The organism is Bradyrhizobium centrolobii, from assembly GCF_001641635.1.
GTDB classification, from domain to species: Bacteria; Pseudomonadota; Alphaproteobacteria; order Rhizobiales; family Xanthobacteraceae; genus Bradyrhizobium; species Bradyrhizobium centrolobii.
This window is the reverse complement of sequence record NZ_LUUB01000063.1, coordinates 87,083-103,764: the sequence shown is the minus strand read 5'-3', so window position 1 is coordinate 103,764 and position 16,682 is coordinate 87,083. Positions and strand designations below refer to the sequence as shown.

Sequence of the window (16,682 nt, the reverse complement as noted above, 5' to 3'; positions counted from 1 at the left end):
ACTTGCCGATTGCGCTGAAGGTGGTGTTTGGAGGGCTGAGGAAATGTCGAAAGCGCCCAACCCTGTTGACAAATATGTCGGCAGTCGCGTGCGCATGCGCCGCATCATGTTGGGCATGAGCCAGGAAAAGCTCGGCGAAGCTTTGGGCCTGACTTTCCAGCAGATCCAGAAATACGAGAAGGGCACGAATCGGGTCGGCGCGAGTCGCATCCAGCAGATCGCCGAGATTCTCCAGGTGCCGGTGTCGTTCCTGTTCGAGGGCGGACCGAGCGGCACGCCCGGTCCCGACGGCTTCAGCGAAGGCGCTTCGCCGTCCTATGTCTCGGATTTCCTCGCGACATCGGAGGGACTTGCCCTGACCAAGGCGTTCACCCGAATAACCGATTCGAAGCTGCGCCGCTCCATTGTCGATCTCGTCGAGCAGATCGCCGCCCGCGAAGGCCCGGACAAGCGCTGACGCGCCGCCTCAATCCGATTTGAGACTGCGCCAAATCTGGCCTATGTCGTCATGTGCGGGCGCGCCTTGTGCGCGCCCTCTCCGATGATGCGGTTCAAAGGCACAGATGCGTCCATGGCGAGCTCCAATTTGTTCGATTCCCAAACTATTCTCGATGGCATCCGCCGCTGGGTGGAGATCGAGACGCCGACGGACACGCCTGAACAAATCAACAAACTGATCTCGATAGTTGCGGAGCAATATCGTGATCTGCCGGTTACGCTCGAACCCGTCGCCGGCGTCGACGGCTGCGGCGATCATCTCGTGGTCCGCTCGGCATGGGGACAGGACCGCCCGGGCATCCTGGTGCTCAGCCATCTCGACACCGTCCATCCCATGGGATTCATCGAGCGGCTGCCTTTCAAGGTCGAGGGCGACAGCGCGTTCGGTCCCGGCATCTACGACATGAAGGGCGGCGCCTACATCGCCCATCACGCCTTTCGCGCGCTGTGCGCAACGGCAGAGCGTTCGCCGCTCGGCATCACCCACATGTTCACCTCCGACGAGGAGATCGGCAGCCCAACCTCGCGTGCGCTGATAGAGACGGAGGGGCGCAAGGCCAAATATGTGCTGGTGACGGAGCCGGCGCGTGACGGCGGCAAGATCGTCACCGGACGCAAGGGCGTCGGGCGATTCGAAGTTTTCATCAAGGGCGTGCCCGCGCATGCCGGCACGCGGCCGGAAGACGGCCGCAGCGCCATCCGCGAGCTCGCCAACGTGATCCAGGCACTGGAGGGGATGAACGATCTGAAGCGCGGCGTCACCGTCAATGTCGGCGTGGTGCGCGGCGGCACGCGGCCCAACGTCACGCCGGAAGAGGCCTATGCAGAAGTCGATCTGCGCGTCCCCGGCTTCGCCGACGCCGAGGAATTCGTCGGCAAGATCCTCGGACTGAAATCGAAGACCGAGGGCGTCATCGTCAAGATCACGGGCGAGCTCAATCGCCCGCCCTATGAGAAGAGCAATTCGGGCGCCGCGCTGTTCGAGCATGCGAAGACGATTGCCACCGAGCTCGGCTTCGACCTGATCGACACCCACACCGGCGGCGGCTCCGACGGCAATTTCACGGCCGCCCATACCGCAACGCTCGACGGCCTCGGCGTCGACGGCAAGGGCGCGCACACCCATTATGAGCAGCTTTATGTCTCGTCGCTCGAGCCGCGCGCGCGGCTGCTCTATCGGCTCTATCAGACGCTGCGATGAACGAGGACAAGCCGCACCCGCGCCGCGCTGATGACAGCGAGCGCGCATTCTTCGGACGCCGCAAGGGCCACAAGCTCAGGCAGCACCAGGCCGATCTCATCGACAATTTGCTGCCACATCTTGCACTCGACATCGCAGGCGAAGCGCCCGCGAATGTCTGCGACATCTTCGATCCGGCCGCGAGTGAGCTCAGGCTCGAGATCGGCTTTGGCGGCGGCGAGCATCTTGCGGCGGAAGCGCTTCGCTTTCCCACGACCGGCTTCATCGGCTGCGAGCCCTATGTCAACGGCATGGCCAAAATCCTCGCGCAGATCGAGGCCGGCAACATCGGCAATATCCGCCTGTTCGCGGGCGATGCCGCCGAGTTGCTCGCCTGGCTGCCGCAGGCGTCGCTGTCGCGGATCGATCTCATCCATCCCGACCCCTGGCCGAAACGGCGGCACTGGAAGCGGCGCTTCGTCCAGGACAAGACGATCGCCGCAATGGCGCGCGTGCTGAAGACAGGCGGTGAATTCCGCTTCGTCTGCGACATCGACGATTACTGCGCCTGGACGCTGTCGCATCTTTCGCGTTCGCCGGATTTCCTTTGGCTTGCGGAGCGCGCCGATGATTTCCGCCTGCCCTGGGCCGGCTACACCATGACGCGCTACGGCCGGAAAGCCGCGCGCGAGGGCCGCAAGGCGGCATATCTGCGGTTCAGGCGACTCTAGATCGTCTGCCGGTTGCGCCAGAAATTCACGACGCGTTCGGCGGTCGAGGGCATCAGGCGCGTGAAGTTCGCGCGCGCTGCTTCGAGGTCGGCATCGGCCGGCGTCCGGTGCGGGCCGTACCACAGCAGGATGAGCGCACGCACGGTGGGCCAGCCGAGATTCAAGACACGGCCGAGGATCAGGATCGGATCGTAGCGGTCGCCCGCGATGAGGCGATCGAGGATCGAGAGCCTGACCCCGGACAGCGCGGAGAGCGCGGCGATCGATTCCTCGTATTTGTGCGCCTTGGCGAAGCCGAGCAGCGCGCTCTCGCCGAGGTGACCGTCGCGATGCAGGCCGAGCACGGTGCGCTGCGCCCCCGCGAAATCGCGGCGCGGCCCGGGCGGCAACGCCGCTTCCTCGATGGCAGCCATGGCGCGCTTGATCTCGACCTGGCGGACCGGGTTGACCACGCTGGAGAGGCGGCGGCGAATGACGTCGAGCGTACCGTCCAACAGCTCCTTCAGATGATCGCCCGAGAGATCGTCACGCTGACCGAGCTTGAGCGTCAGCACGCCGTCCTGCGATGCGCGCTTGATCAGCTCGGAGTAGCCGCCTGCTGAGAACACGGCACCGGCATTGCCGGCGGCGCGCCGCACCACGTCGCGATCGCCGCGCTCGACCAGCACATCGGTGATGTCAGCCGACAATATGGGGCGCTCCGTCATCGCCAGCAGATGGCCCTGCCCTTTCAGACGCGCGATCTCGAGCAGCGTGGCTTCGTCGAGCACGGGCGAGCGGCGCAGCACGGGACCAGCCACCATGATCTCATTCTCGCGGGCGAGCTGTTTCACCAGATGGCGCGGCGCATTGTTCAAGCGCGAGAAGCGCTCGGCGAGTTCGGCGCGCGCGACAAGTTCGGCATGGGGGACGAGGTCGATCAGGAGATCGTCGAACAGCGCAACGAGGTCGGGACGAAGCTTTGCGGAATCCTGGAAGAACAACTCGGCGATGGCGCGCGCCACCTCGCCGCGACGCTTCGGATCGCCGCCTCTGACGATATCGTCCAGTCCGGGAATGAGCGACGTGGCAACGGTCATGGAACGCAACTCGAATCTGGCACGCCGCGGGTGCGCCATTGGCTCAAGCCGCCCCACAAAAGGGAAATTTAGGTCCCCTTGATGAAGGAAGCGTTGCTCAAGGGGTGGCGAATCGGGCGCAAAAAGCCCCCGGCCAGCTGCGATGGGCCTTGTCCGGGAGGATGGAAAGCGCTATATCAGCGCCAACTTAATCTTCTCATACGATCCGCGTAGTGAGGGTGGGCCCGAAAGGACCCGCTCTTTTTTATTACCTGAACGCGGCTTGGCGGGAGAAGCAAGGCCCGACGAATTGTCGGGCCGAAGGAAGTTCCGAAGCAGCCTCTGAAGCGTTGTAACCAAGCCTTAACCATCGAGCGCCTTGACCCTGGATATGACCGAACCGAGCATTGGTTCCACGGATGCCGAGTTGCTGGCTGAGCCGCGGCTTGTGGTCGAGCCGGGCGTGGCGGCACGGGTATCCGCGATCGCCGACCCGGTGCTCCAGGGCATGGGCTACCGGCTGGTGCGTATCCGCATTTCCGGCGAGGCCGGCTGCACCGTTCAGATCATGGCCGAGCGTCCCGACGGCTCGATGCAGATCGAGGATTGCGAGGCGATCTCGCGGGCGCTGTCGCCCGTGCTCGACGTCGCCGACCCCATCGAGCGCGCCTATCGGCTGGAAATCTCCTCACCCGGGATCGACCGGCCTCTGGTGCGGCGCTCCGATTTCGAGCGGTATGCGGGCCATCTCGTCAAGGTCGAGATGGCCGTCGCCCATGAGGGGCGGAAGCGGTTCCGCGGCACCCTCGCCGGCGTCGAAGGCGACCGCGTGCGGCTGAAGCGCGACGACGTCAAGGCTGGCGATGAGGCCGAGGTTCTCCTAGTCATGGAGGATATCGGCGATGCACGGTTGGTGCTGACCGACGAGTTGATCGCGGAGTCCATGCGGCGCGGCAAGGCCGAGGCGCGTGAGATGCGCCGCAATCTCGGGCTGGAGCCGCCGCAAGCCCCGCACGCGAAGATCAGCGAGAAGACGACGAAGAATACCAAGCCGAAGAAGAAGCCGGCACCGAAGAATACCAAGCAACATCGCCTTGCCGCCGAACGCGCGCGGCGCGGCGAGATCGAGCCTGACGAAGGAGACTAGCCATGGCAGTCAGCGCCAATCGACTTGAATTGCTCCAGATCGCCGACGCCGTTGCGCGCGAGAAATCGATCGATCGCGGCATCGTCATCGCCGCGATGGAAGATGCCATCGCCAAGGCGGCGCGCGCCCGTTACGGCAGCGAGACTGACGTTCACGCCGAGATCGACCCGAAGAAGGGCGAGCTCCGTCTGTCGCGCCACATGCTGGTCGTGGACAAGGTCGAAAATCATTCCAACCAGATTTCGCTGGCGGATGCGCAGCGCGCCAATCCCGGCGCCCAGGTCGGCGACACCATCGCCGACACCCTGCCGCCGCTCGAATATGGCCGCATCGCCGCGCAGTCGGCCAAGCAGGTGATCGTGCAGAAGGTGCGCGAGGCCGAGCGCGACCGGCAGTATCAGGAGTTCAAGGATCGCATCGGCGACATCGTCAACGGCGTCGTCAAGCGCGTCGAATATGGCAGCGTGATCGTCGATCTCGGCCGCGGCGAAGCCATCATCCGCCGCGACGAGATGCTGCCGCGTGAAGTGTTTCGCAACGGCGACCGCGTGCGCGCCTATATTTTCGACGTGCGCCGCGAGACCCGCGGCCCGCAGATCTTCCTCTCCCGCACCCATCCGCAGTTCATGGCAAAGCTGTTCGCGCAGGAAGTGCCGGAGATCTATGACGGCATCGTCGAGATCAAGGCGGTGGCCCGCGATCCCGGTTCGCGCGCGAAAATCGGCGTGATTTCCCGCGATTCCTCTGTCGATCCGGTCGGCGCCTGCGTCGGTATGCGCGGCTCGCGCGTGCAGGCGGTGGTGAACGAATTGCAGGGCGAGAAGATCGACATCATTCCCTGGTCGCCCGACATCGCGACCTTCGTGGTCAACGCGCTCGCGCCGGCCGAAGTGTCCAAGGTCGTCATCGACGAGGACCGCGAGCGCATCGAGGTCGTGGTTCCCGACACCAACAACCAGCTCTCGCTGGCGATCGGCCGCCGCGGCCAGAACGTCCGCCTCGCCTCGCAGCTCACCGGCTGGGACATCGACATCCTGACCGAGCAGGAGGAATCGGAGCGCCGCCAGGCCGATTTCGAGAACTCCACCCGCGTCTTCATGGAATCGCTCAATGTCGACGAGGTGGTCGGCCAGCTGCTGGCGTCCGAAGGCTTCACCTCGGTCGAGGAACTCGCCATGGTGGACCTCAAGGAACTCGCCGGCATCGAAGGCTTCGACGAGGAGACCGCGCAGGAGCTCCAGAACCGCGCCCGTGAATATCTCGAGCAGCAGGAAGCCGAGCTCGAGGCCCGGCGCAAGGAACTCGGCGTCGAGGACGCACTCAAAGGCGTGCCCGGCGTGACCTCCAAGATGCTGGTGAAGTTCGGCGAGAACGACATCAAGACCGTCGAGGATCTCGCCGGCTGCGCCACCGATGATCTGGTCGGCTGGACCGAGCGCAAGGAAGGCGGCGAGTCCACCAAATATTCGGGCGCGCTCGACGGTATCGACATCTCCCGTGACGATGCTGAAGCGATCATCATGCAGGCGCGCGTCAAGGCCGGCTGGATCACCGAGGCCGACCTCGCCAAGCCCGCTGAGGAGGCCGAGGCGACCGAAGATCAGCCGGCTTAAGGGCAACAGGAGATGTCGCCCGGATGCTCGCTCATTCTGCCCACGAACTCGACCATGGGCCGCGGACCGAAAGGTCCGCGACCATGCGGATGTGCGTGGTCAGTCGCGAGGTCCGGCCGATCGACGAGCTGATCCGCTTCGTCGTATCGCCGCAAGGGCAGATTGTTCCCGATCTCAAACGCAAGCTGCCCGGACGGGGCATGTGGATCACCGCCTCGCGAAAGGCGGTTGCGGAAGCCGTGCGCCGTCACCAATTTAGCAAGGCCTTCAAGCGCGAGCTGCGCATCCCTCCGACGCTTCCGTCAGATACGGAGACGCTCCTGGTTCGGAGCGTGACCGAGGCGCTCGCGATTGCGGCCAAGGCGGGCCAGGTCGTGGCCGGCTTCGGCAAGGTCGAAAGCGCCCTACGGGAAGGCACCGTCGGGGTCCTGATCCACGCCAGCGACGGGGCCGCGGACGGAATCCGCAAATTGGACACGCTGGCGCGGCAAAATGACGGGAATCGCGGTACTCAGCCGCCGATTCCTATCATTACCGCATTGAAATCGGCAGAATTGGATTTGGCACTTACCCGGTCAAATGTGATACATGCTGCGCTGCTCGCGGGCCCGGCGAGCAGGACATTCCTGTCACGTAGCCAGATGCTGGTCCGATACCGGCTGGCGGACGATGACAAGACTGCCGAAAATCACGGCCAGGATTTCTGAAGACAACGACCAACCGGACGACGGTGCGGGAACGCACAACGCTAACAAGATCAAGATTGGGACTACTGAATGGTTGATACCAAGACCCCTGGCGACAAGAAGCTGAGCGTTCCGAGCAAGACGCTATCGCTCAAGCCGCGCGTCGAAACGGGTACCGTGCGCCAGAGCTTCAGCCATGGCCGGAGCAAGCAGGTCGTGGTCGAAAAGCGCGGCAAGCGCCGCATCGGCGACGGCGGCCCCGAGCCGCAGGCTGCTGAGGTTGCGAAGCCGGCGCCGGCCGCGCCCGCTCCGTCGCGCCCGGCTCCCCCGTCCCCGCCGCGCAATGCCGGATCCGGCGTAGTGCTGCGCACGCTGACGGAAGACGAACGTTCCGCCCGCGCCAGCGCGCTGGCCGATGCCAAGCAGCGCGAGATCGAGGAACGCCGCCAGGCCGAGGAAGAGGCCCAGCGCCGTGCTGTCCGCGAGGCGGCCGAACGTGCCGAGCGCGAAGCCGCGGAAACCCGCCGCAAGGCCGAGGAAGAGCGCCATCGCCACGAGGACGAAGCCAAGCGCAAGGCCGAGACCGAGGCCAAGAAGCGTTTTGGCGAAGGCGAGCAGCCGCAATCGGCCGCGCGTCCCGCGACGGCAGCACCGGCCGCTCCTGCGCCGCGGCCCGGGACGGCCACGGCGCGGCCGACGGCCTCCGCGGCCCGGCCCGCGACCACCACACAGCGGCCGGCCGGCCCGGCGGGTCGCGCCCCCGCTGTCGCGGCCGGACCGGACGAGGACGAGGGTCCACGCCAGATCCGTCGCGGTCCCGGCGGCGCCGTGCGTCCTGCGGCAGCCCCAAAGACCACCCATAAGCCTGGCCCGCAGAAGGAGCGCGGCCGCCTGACGGTCGTCACCGCGCTCAATGCCGACGACGTGCGCGAACGCTCGATCGCCTCGTTCCGCCGCCGCACCCAGCGCCTCAAGGGCCATGCCTCGAACGAGCCGAAGGAAAAGCTCGTCCGCGAAGTGACGATTCCGGAAGCGATCACCATCCAGGAACTCGCAAACCGCATGTCCGAGCGCGCGGTCGACGTCATCCGCATGCTGATGAAGCAAGGCGCGATGCACAAGATCACCGACGTGATCGATGCCGACACCGCGCAGCTCATCGCCGAAGAGCTCGGCCACACCGTGAAGCGTGTCGCCGCCTCCGACGTTGAAGAGGGCCTGTTCGACGCCGTCGACGATTCGACCGACACCGAGCCGCGTTCGCCGGTCGTGACCGTGATGGGTCACGTCGACCACGGCAAGACCTCTCTCCTTGACGCGCTCCGTCATGCCAACGTTGTCTCTGGCGAAGCCGGCGGCATCACCCAGCATATCGGCGCCTATCAGGTGTCCTCGCCCGAAACCGGCAAGAAGATCACCTTCATCGACACGCCCGGCCACGCCGCGTTCACCGCGATGCGCGCCCGCGGCGCCAAGGTGACCGACATCGTCGTGCTGGTGGTTGCGGCCGATGACGGCGTGATGCCGCAGACGGTCGAGGCCATCAACCACGCCAAGGCGGCGCGCGTGCCGATCATCGTTGCCATCAACAAGATCGACAAGCCCGACGCCAAGCCAGAGCGCGTGCGCACCGAGCTGCTCCAGCACGAGGTGCAGGTCGAATCGTTCGGCGGCGATGTCGTCGATGTCGAGGTGTCCGCCAAGAACAAGACCAATCTCGACAAGCTGCTCGAGATGATCGCGCTCCAGGCCGAAATCCTCGACCTGAAGACCAATTCGCACCGCCCGGCCGAAGGCACCGTGATCGAGGCCAAGCTCGACCGCGGCCGCGGCCCGGTCGCGACCGTGCTGGTTCAGCGCGGCACGCTTCATGTCGGCGACATCATCGTCGCCGGCGCCGAGATGGGCCGCGTCCGCGCGCTGATCTCGGATCAGGGCGAGACGGTGCAGGAGGCCGGCCCCTCGGTGCCGGTCGAAGTGCTCGGCTTCAACGGCCCGCCCGAGGCCGGCGATCGCCTCGCGGTCGTCGAGAACGAAGCCCGCGCCCGCCAGATCACCAGCTACCGCGCGCACCAGAAGCGCGAGAACGCGGCAGCGTCGATCTCCGGCATGCGCGGCTCGCTCGAGCAGATGATGTCGCAATTGAAGACCGCGGGCCGCAAGGAATTCCCGCTGATCGTCAAGGCCGACGTGCAGGGCTCGCTGGAAGCGATCCTCGGCTCGCTGGAGAAGCTCGGCACCGACGAAGTCGCAGCCCGCATCCTGCATGCCGGCGTCGGCGGCATCTCCGAGTCCGACGTGACGCTCGCGGAAGGCTTCAACGCCGCGATTATCGGCTTCTCGGTTCGTGCCAACAAGGAGGCGGCCGCGGCCGCCAAGCGCAACGGCATCGAGATCCGCTACTACAACATCATCTACGACCTCGTGGACGACGTGAAGAAGGCGATGAGCGGCCTGCTCGCGCCGACCTTGCGCGAAACCATGCTGGGCAATGCCGAGATCCTGGAGATCTTCAACATCTCCAAGGTCGGCAAGGTCGCCGGCTGCCGCGTCACCGACGGCACCGTGGAACGTGGTGCCAATGTGCGCCTGATCCGCGACAACGTCGTCGTGCACGAAGGCAAGCTGTCGACGCTGAAGCGCTTCAAGGACGAAGTGAAGGAAGTCCAGTCCGGCCAGGAATGCGGCATGGCCTTCGAGAGCTACCACGACATGCGCGTGGGCGACGTGATCGAGTGTTATCGAGTGGAGACGATCCAGCGCTCCCTGTAAGTCCAAATCTTACCGAAGCGCTCGGATCTTTTTGAACTGAAATTGCGAGAGTGCGATGGCCGGATTTTTTCCGGCCATCGCCTCTCATTCGTTTCAACAGGACAAATGACAATGCCCGTGTCCAAACACGGGCATGCCGAGGTGATTTCCAGAGATGCCCCGCCACCATCAGAAAAAGAGTTCCGCGCCCGGCGGCTCGCAACGGCAGTTGCGCGTCGGCGAAGCGGTTCGCCATGCGATGGCCGATATTCTGGCGCAAGGCAGTGCGCATGATGCGGACCTCGAAGGCCACATCATCACCGTGCCGGAGGTACGGATGTCGCCGGACCTGAAGCTAGCGACCATCTACGTGATGTCGCTCGGCGGCCGCGATACCGAGCGCGTGATTGCCGCGCTCGATCGCAACAAGAAGTTCCTGCGCGGCGAGGTCGCGCGGCGCGTTAACCTGAAATTTGCACCTGACATTCGCTTCCGCGTCGACGAGCGATTCGACGAAGCGGAACGGATCGAGAAGCTATTGCGAACGCCTGCGGTGCAAAAAGATCTGGAACAAGATCCGGATTCGGATCGGGAAGAAGACCAATGATGATGGACCCGGCTCACGGCACGATCGGCAACGAAGAGCCTGATACACGCGACGCGCAGAAAAATAATTTTGCGGAAGTTCGCGGCGATACTCAGCCGCACCAGGAGACGCGCCGCGTCAACAACGATCCGCGCGCCAAGCAGCAGAAGGGCAGTCAGCCGCGCCGCGACCGGCGCGACGTCCATGGCTGGGTCGTGCTGGACAAGCCGATCGGCATGACCTCGACGCAAGCGGTCGCCGTGCTCAAGCGCCTGTTCCAGGCCAAGCGCGCCGGCCACGCCGGCACGCTCGACCCGCTCGCCTCCGGCGGCCTGCCGATCGCGCTCGGCGAGGCCACCAAGACGGTCCCCTTCGTCATGGACGGCCGCAAGCGCTACCGCTTCACCGTGTGCTGGGGCGAGGAGCGCGATACCGACGACATCGAGGGCCGGGTTACCGCGACCTCCGACCAGCGCCCGACCCGGGAAGCGATCGAAGCGCTCCTGCCTCGCTTCACAGGGGTGATCGAGCAGGTCCCGCCGCGCTATTCCGCGATCAAGGTCCAGGGCGAGCGCGCCTATGACCTCGCGCGTGACGGCGAGGTCGTGGAGCTGGCTCCCCGCCCGGTCGAGATTCACCATTTATCCCTTGTAGATCAACCGGATAACGACCGAGCGGTATTCGAGGCCGAGTGTGGCAAGGGCACCTATGTCCGCGCGCTGGCCCGCGATATGGGCCGGATTCTCGGCACTTATGGCCATATCTGCGCGCTGCGGCGGACCCTGGTCGGCCCATTTGGCGAGAACGACATGATTCCGCTGGATCAGTTGGAGGCTTTGTGCCATAGAGCCGCGTCCGGCGAGGGCAGCCTCGCCGACGCGCTTTTGCCCGTTGAGACCGCGCTGGACGACATCCCGGCACTGGCCGTCACTCGGGCTGATGCGGCAAGGCTCCATCGGGGCCAGGCCGTTTTGTTGCGCGGACGGGATGCGCCCACTTGTAGCGGCACAGTCTATGTCACGGTGGCAGGCCGGCTTCTCGCGCTTGCCGAAGTTGGCAATGGCGAAATCATCCCCAAGCGTGTGTTCAACCTGACCGGCCTGACTGCCAGCACCGGTCGCAACGAGAGAAATTGACGATGTCGATTGCCGCAGATCGCAAAGCGGAAGTCATCAAGACGAATGCCACCAAAGCCGGCGACACCGGCTCGCCCGAGGTTCAGGTCGCGATCCTTTCGGAACGCATCAACAACCTCACGAACCATTTCAAGACCCACGTGAAGGACAACCATTCGCGCCGCGGCCTCTTGAAGCTCGTGTCGACGCGCCGCTCGCTCCTCGACTACCTGAAGAAGAAGGACGAGGCGCGGTACAAGGCGCTGCTCGAGAAGCACAACATTCGTCGTTAAGTGTTCCTGCGCGCGCCACCGGCGCGCGTTTTTGCGCGTGGTTTCGAACGAAAGCACTTTTTTCAAGGTCTTTGATCGAGGCTCACGCGTACGTCGGGTGCGGGCCAATGACGATTCGCATCCGGGGCATGATCCCGAAGGCCGCAATTTCGGCGTTCGGAATGACGTTCATGCCGACTGACCAGTCCAGCAGCAATCCGGCGGCTGGGCACAACGGGCAAGGTGCCCGTATGACCCGAAAGGATGGACGCCATGCGAAATCTAAAAACCATGGCAGGATCGCAGGACGCTGATCGCCCGCTCCGATCAGCGTCCCGCAATCTTGCGCATGGTTTTTGTTTTTCGGCACCGTTCCTCTTTCGTGAACCCATGAAAGAAGACCTCTATGTTCACTAAGCATTCAGTCGAGATCGACTGGGGCGGACGCCCTCTCAAGCTTGAAACCGGCAAGATCGCGCGCCAGGCCGACGGTGCCGTCATCGCGAGCTATGGCGAGACCGTGGTGCTCGCCACCGTCGTTGCGGCGAAGACGCCGCGCGAAGGCGTCGACTTCCTGCCGCTGACCGTCGACTACCAGGAGAAGGCCTACGCGGCCGGCCGCATTCCCGGCGGCTATTTCAAGCGCGAGGGACGTCCGACCGAGAAGGAGACGCTGGTCTCCCGCCTGATTGACCGTCCGATCCGTCCGCTGTTCGTCGACGGCTGGCGCAACGAGACACAGGTGATCGTCACCACGCTCTCGCATGACATGGAGAACGATCCCGACATTCTGGCGATGGTCGCGGCTTCCGCCGCGCTGACGCTGTCCGGCGCACCGTTCAAGGGCCCGATCGGCGCGGCCCGCGTCGGCTTCGCCAATGACGAGTACATCCTCAACCCGACCCTCGACGAGATGACCGACACCCAGCTCGATCTCGTCGTCGCCGGCACCGCCGACGCCGTGCTGATGGTGGAATCGGAGGCCAAGGAGCTCAACGAAGACATCATGCTCGGCGCGGTGATGTTCGGTCACCGTCACTTCCAGCCGGTCATCAACGCGATCATCGAGCTCGCCGAGAAGGCCGCCAAGGAGCCGCGCGAGGTCACCGCGATCGACAATTCGGCGATCGAGAAGGAAATGCTCGGCCTGATCGAGCAGGAGCTGCGCACCGCCTACGCGATCCCCGTGAAGCAGGAGCGCTACGCCGCCGTCGGCGCCGCCAAGGAAAAGGTGATGGCGCACTTCTTCCCGGAAGGGCAGGAGCCGAAATTCGACAAGCTGCGCGTCGCCGACGTGTTCAAGGAGCTCGAGGCCAAGATCGTTCGCTGGAACATCCTCGACACCGGCAAGCGCATCGACGGCCGCGACGTCAAGACCGTGCGCAACATCATCGCCGAAGTCGGCGTGCTGCCGCGCGCCCACGGCTCGGCGCTGTTCACCCGTGGTGAGACCCAGGCGATGGTCGTGACCACGCTCGGCACCGGCGAGGACGAGCAGTACATCGACGCGCTGTCGGGGACGTACAAGGAGACGTTCCTGCTGCACTACAACTTCCCGCCCTACTCGGTCGGCGAAACCGGCCGTCTCGGCGGCACCAAGCGCCGCGAGATCGGCCACGGCAAGCTCGCCTGGCGCGCGATCCACCCCGTGCTGCCGCCGCACCACGAGTTCCCCTACACGATCCGCGTGGTGTCGGAGATCACCGAGTCCAACGGCTCCTCGTCGATGGCTTCGGTCTGCGGCGCGTCGCTCGCGCTGATGGACGCCGGCGTGCCGCTGAAGCGGCCGACCGCGGGCATCGCGATGGGCTTGATCCTCGAGGACAAGCGCTTCGCGGTTCTGTCGGACATCCTCGGTGACGAGGATCATCTCGGCGACATGGACTTCAAGGTTGCCGGTACCGACCAGGGCATCACCTCGCTCCAGATGGACATCAAGATCGAGGGCATCACCGAGGAGATCATGCGGGTCGCGCTTGGCCAGGCCAAGGAAGGCCGCATCCACATCCTCGGCGAGATGGCGAAGGCGCTCACCGCGGCCCGCGCCGAGCTCGGCGAATACGCGCCGCGCATCGAGACCTTCAAGATCCCGACCGACAAGATCCGCGAAGTGATCGGCACCGGCGGCAAGGTGATCCGCGAGATCGTCGAGAAGACCGGCGCCAAGGTCAACATCGAGGACGACGGCACCGTGAAGGTCGCCTCCAGCGACGGCGAGGCGATGAAGGCGGCGATCAAGTGGATCAAGTCGATCGCGTCCGAGCCGGAAGTCGGCCAGATCTATGACGGCACCGTCGTCAAGGTGATGGAGTTCGGCGCCTTCGTAAACTTCTTCGGCTCCAAGGACGGTCTCGTCCACATCAGCCAGCTCGCGGCCAACCGCGTGCAGAAGACCACCGACGTCGTCAAGGAAGGCGATAAGGTCAAGGTCAAGCTGCTAGGCTTCGACGATCGCGGCAAGACCCGCCTCTCGATGAAGGTGGTCGATCAGACCACCGGCGAGGACCTCGAGGCCAAGGAAAAGCCGGCCGAAGGCCAGCAGGCTCCGCGCGAAGCGGCCGGCGAGTAAGTCTCGCTACATCAGAAACACGAAGGGCGGCCGAGAGGCCGCCCTTTTTGTTTTAACGCGTTGGATAGGTTATCCGCTCGGCTCTTCACCTCTCCCCATCGGGGAGAGGTCGATTTGCGCAGCAAATCGGGTGAGGGGGTTCAGGTCCCACGAGGGGGTGTAACCCCTCACCCGGCGCTTCGCCGTAGCCGAAGCTAGGCTTCGGCGTTTCTAAGAACGGCCGCCAAAGGCGGCTATGCCTCTCCCTATGGGAGAGGTGGAGCGAGAACGCGGAGACAGCTCAGGCGACGATGTCGAACCTGTCGAGGTTCATCACCTTGGTCCAGGCCTTGGCGAAGTCCTTGACGAACTGCTGCTTCGCATCCGACGAGGCATAGACCTCGGCGAAGGCGCGGAGCTGCGAGTGCGACCCGAAGATGAGGTCGGCACGCGTGCCGGTCCACTTGACCGCATTGGTCTTGCGGTCGCGGCCTTCGTAGGCGCCGTCGGCGCCGGCCGGCGCCCACTGCGTGCCCATGTCGAGCAGGTTGACGAAGAAGTCGTTGGTCAGCGTCCCTGGCTTCGAGGTGAAGACGCCGTTCTTCGAACCGCCGGCATTGGCACCGAGCACACGCAGACCGCCGACGAGCACCGTCAACTCAGGCCCGGTGAGCCTCAAGAGCTGCGCGCGATCGACGAGGGCCTCTTCGGGCATCATGAACTGCTGCTTCTTGCTGATGTAGTTGCGGAAGCCATCGGCCCGCGGCTCCAGCGGAGCGAAGGAGGCGACGTCGGTCTGCTCCTGCGAAGCATCCATGCGGCCCGGCGTGAAGGAGACCTTCACATCGACGCCGCCATCCTTCGCGGCCTTCTCGACCGCGGCAGTGCCGCCGAGGACGATCAGGTCGGCGAGCGAGACCTTCTTCGCACCGGCCGACGCGTTGAACTCCTTCTGGATCGTTTCGAGCTTGCCGAGGACCTTGGAGAGCTGAGCCGGCTGGTTCACCTCCCAGTCCTTCTGCGGGCTAAGGCGAATGCGCGCACCGTTGGCGCCGCCGCGCTTGTCAGAGCCGCGGAACGTCGAAGCCGACGCCCAGGCCGTCGAGACGAGCTCCGACACCGACAGACCCGACGCCAGGATCTTCGTCTTCAGCGAGGCGATGTCCTGGTCGCTGACCAGCTCGTGGTCCACGGCCGGAATCGGATCCTGCCAGATCAGCGTCTCCTGCGGCACCAGTGGGCCGAGATAGCGCTGAATCGGGCCCATGTCGCGATGGGTGAGCTTGAACCAGGCACGGGCAAAGGCGTCCGCGAACTGATCGGGATGCTCGTAGAAGCGCCGCGAGATCTTCTCATAGGCCGGATCGAGGCGCAGCGAGAGATCGGTCGTCAGCATGGTCGGCACTTGCTTCTTGGACTTGTCGTACGCGTCCGGAATGATCGCCTCGGCACCCTTGGCCTTCCACTGCTGCGCACCCGCCGGGCTCTTCGTCAGCTCCCACTCATACTTGAACAGGTTCTCGAAGAAGTAGTTGCTCCACTTCGTCGGCGTCTGCGTCCAGGTGACTTCCGGGCCGCCGGTGATCGCGTCGACGCCGACGCCGGTGCCATGCTTGCTCTTCCAGCCAAGACCTTGCTCTTCGAGCGCGCCAGCCTCCGGCTCCGGTCCGACGAGCGAGGGGTCGCCCGCACCATGGGTCTTGCCGAAGGTGTGGCCGCCGGCGATCAGCGCGACGGTCTCCTCATCGTTCATCGCCATGCGGAAGAAGGTCTCGCGGATGTCCTTCGCCGCTGCGATCGGATCCGGCTTGCCGTTCGGCCCTTCTGGATTGACGTAGATCAGGCCCATCTGCACCGCGCCGAGCGGCTCGGCGAGCTGGCGTTCGCCGCTGTAGCGCTCATCGCCCAGCCACGTGCCTTCAGGGCCCCAATAGAGCTCTTCCGGCTCCCACACGTCGGCGCGGCCGCCGGCAAAGCCGAACGTCTTGAAGCCCATCGATTCCAGCGCGACGTTGCCGGCGAGCACCATCAGGTCGGCCCAGGAAATCTTGCGGCCGTACTTCTGCTTGATCGGCCAGAGCAGCCGGCGCGCCTTGTCGAGGTTGGAGTTGTCGGGCCAGCTGTTCAGCGGCGCGAAGCGCTGCTGACCGGCGCCGGCGCCACCGCGGCCGTCGGTGATGCGGTAAGTGCCCGCGCTGTGCCAGGCCATGCGGATCATCAGGCCGCCGTAATGGCCGAAGTCGGCGGGCCACCACTCCTGCGAATCCGTCATCAGGGCGGTCAGGTCCTTGATGACCGCGTTCAGGTCGAGGGACTTGAACTCCTTGGCATAGTCGAAGTCCTTGCCCATCGGATCGGACAGGTCGGAATTCTTGTGCAGCATCTCGATGCTGAGCTGAGTTGGCCACCAGTCACGGTTTGCCGGCGCGCGTTTTCCGCCCGAAAACGGGCACTTCGAAGTGTCATCCATGAATACCTCCTCTGGTGGCGGTCAGAC

14 protein-coding genes are annotated in these 16,682 nt (G+C 64.8%); 11 read left to right on the top strand and 3 right to left on the bottom strand.

Annotation, left to right across the window (positions count from 1 at the left end; genetic code table 11):
- Positions 1-43: 43 nt before the first annotated feature.
- The 3 genes from AYJ54_RS20545 to AYJ54_RS20535 all read left to right on the top strand — a co-directional run bounded on the left by AYJ54_RS20545 (position 44) and on the right by AYJ54_RS20535 (position 2,409).
- On the top strand, positions 44-457 hold the full coding sequence (locus AYJ54_RS20545; protein ID WP_027550026.1) for a helix-turn-helix domain-containing protein: 414 nt from the start codon (positions 44-46) through the stop codon (positions 455-457).
- A gap of 84 nt (positions 458-541) precedes the next feature.
- Positions 542-1,699, top strand: a complete 1,158-nt coding sequence (locus tag AYJ54_RS20540; RefSeq protein ID WP_063701642.1) for a M20 family metallopeptidase — start codon at positions 542-544, stop codon at positions 1,697-1,699.
- On the top strand, positions 1,696-2,409 hold the full coding sequence (locus AYJ54_RS20535) for a tRNA (guanine(46)-N(7))-methyltransferase TrmB (RefSeq protein WP_063701640.1): 714 nt from the start codon (positions 1,696-1,698) through the stop codon (positions 2,407-2,409). The genes AYJ54_RS20540 and AYJ54_RS20535 overlap by 4 nt, the downstream gene beginning before the upstream one ends.
- Here AYJ54_RS20535 and AYJ54_RS20530 read toward each other — a convergent pair.
- On the bottom strand, positions 2,406-3,488 hold the full coding sequence (locus tag AYJ54_RS20530; RefSeq protein ID WP_063701776.1) for a DUF2336 domain-containing protein: 1,083 nt from the start codon (positions 3,486-3,488) through the stop codon (positions 2,406-2,408). The two genes, AYJ54_RS20535 and AYJ54_RS20530, sit on opposite strands and share 4 nt — an antisense overlap.
- Positions 3,489-3,858: 370 nt before the next feature.
- On the opposite strand from AYJ54_RS20530, the gene rimP reads away from it, so the two are divergent.
- From rimP to rpsO, 7 genes are all read left to right on the top strand, one after another.
- The gene (gene rimP, locus AYJ54_RS20525) at positions 3,859-4,614 is read left to right on the top strand and encodes a ribosome maturation factor RimP (RefSeq protein WP_063701639.1); all 756 of its coding nucleotides are present in this window, start codon (positions 3,859-3,861) and stop codon (positions 4,612-4,614) included.
- Between the two features lie 2 nt (positions 4,615-4,616).
- Positions 4,617-6,227 carry a transcription termination factor NusA gene (nusA, locus tag AYJ54_RS20520; RefSeq protein ID WP_063701637.1) on the top strand — a complete coding sequence of 537 codons (1,611 nt, stop codon included), beginning with the start codon at positions 4,617-4,619 and terminating at the stop codon, positions 6,225-6,227.
- A 23-nt stretch (positions 6,228-6,250) separates the two neighbouring features.
- Positions 6,251-6,934: an RNA-binding protein gene (locus AYJ54_RS20515; RefSeq protein WP_063701635.1), complete on the top strand. Its 684-nt coding sequence runs from the start codon at positions 6,251-6,253 to the stop codon at positions 6,932-6,934.
- A 69-nt stretch (positions 6,935-7,003) separates the two neighbouring features.
- Positions 7,004-9,685, top strand: a complete 2,682-nt coding sequence (gene infB / locus AYJ54_RS20510) for a translation initiation factor IF-2 (protein WP_063701633.1) — start codon at positions 7,004-7,006, stop codon at positions 9,683-9,685.
- A 154-nt stretch (positions 9,686-9,839) separates the two neighbouring features.
- Positions 9,840-10,271, top strand: a complete 432-nt coding sequence (gene rbfA, locus AYJ54_RS20505) for a 30S ribosome-binding factor RbfA (protein WP_063701631.1) — start codon at positions 9,840-9,842, stop codon at positions 10,269-10,271.
- The gene (gene truB / locus AYJ54_RS20500; protein WP_063701629.1) at positions 10,268-11,386 is read left to right on the top strand and encodes a tRNA pseudouridine(55) synthase TruB; all 1,119 of its coding nucleotides are present in this window, start codon (positions 10,268-10,270) and stop codon (positions 11,384-11,386) included. The genes rbfA and truB overlap by 4 nt, the downstream gene beginning before the upstream one ends.
- 2 nt (positions 11,387-11,388) lie before the next feature.
- A complete protein-coding gene (rpsO, locus tag AYJ54_RS20495) occupies positions 11,389-11,658 on the top strand; it encodes a 30S ribosomal protein S15 (protein WP_027550036.1) in 270 nt (89 codons plus the stop codon).
- 82 nt (positions 11,659-11,740) lie between these two features.
- On the opposite strand, the gene AYJ54_RS49525 is transcribed toward rpsO, so the two are convergent.
- Positions 11,741-12,007 carry a hypothetical protein gene (locus tag AYJ54_RS49525; RefSeq protein WP_136623826.1) on the bottom strand — a complete coding sequence of 89 codons (267 nt, stop codon included), beginning with the start codon at positions 12,005-12,007 and terminating at the stop codon, positions 11,741-11,743.
- Positions 12,008-12,043: 36 nt separating this feature from the next.
- Between AYJ54_RS49525 and pnp the strand changes: the two genes are divergently transcribed.
- Positions 12,044-14,206 carry a polyribonucleotide nucleotidyltransferase gene (pnp, locus tag AYJ54_RS20490; protein WP_063701627.1) on the top strand — a complete coding sequence of 721 codons (2,163 nt, stop codon included), beginning with the start codon at positions 12,044-12,046 and terminating at the stop codon, positions 14,204-14,206.
- Between the two features lie 280 nt (positions 14,207-14,486).
- On the opposite strand, the gene katG is transcribed toward pnp, so the two are convergent.
- On the bottom strand, positions 14,487-16,655 hold the full coding sequence (gene katG / locus AYJ54_RS20485) for a catalase/peroxidase HPI (RefSeq protein WP_063701625.1): 2,169 nt from the start codon (positions 16,653-16,655) through the stop codon (positions 14,487-14,489).
- Between the last annotated feature and the right edge of the window lie 27 nt (positions 16,656-16,682).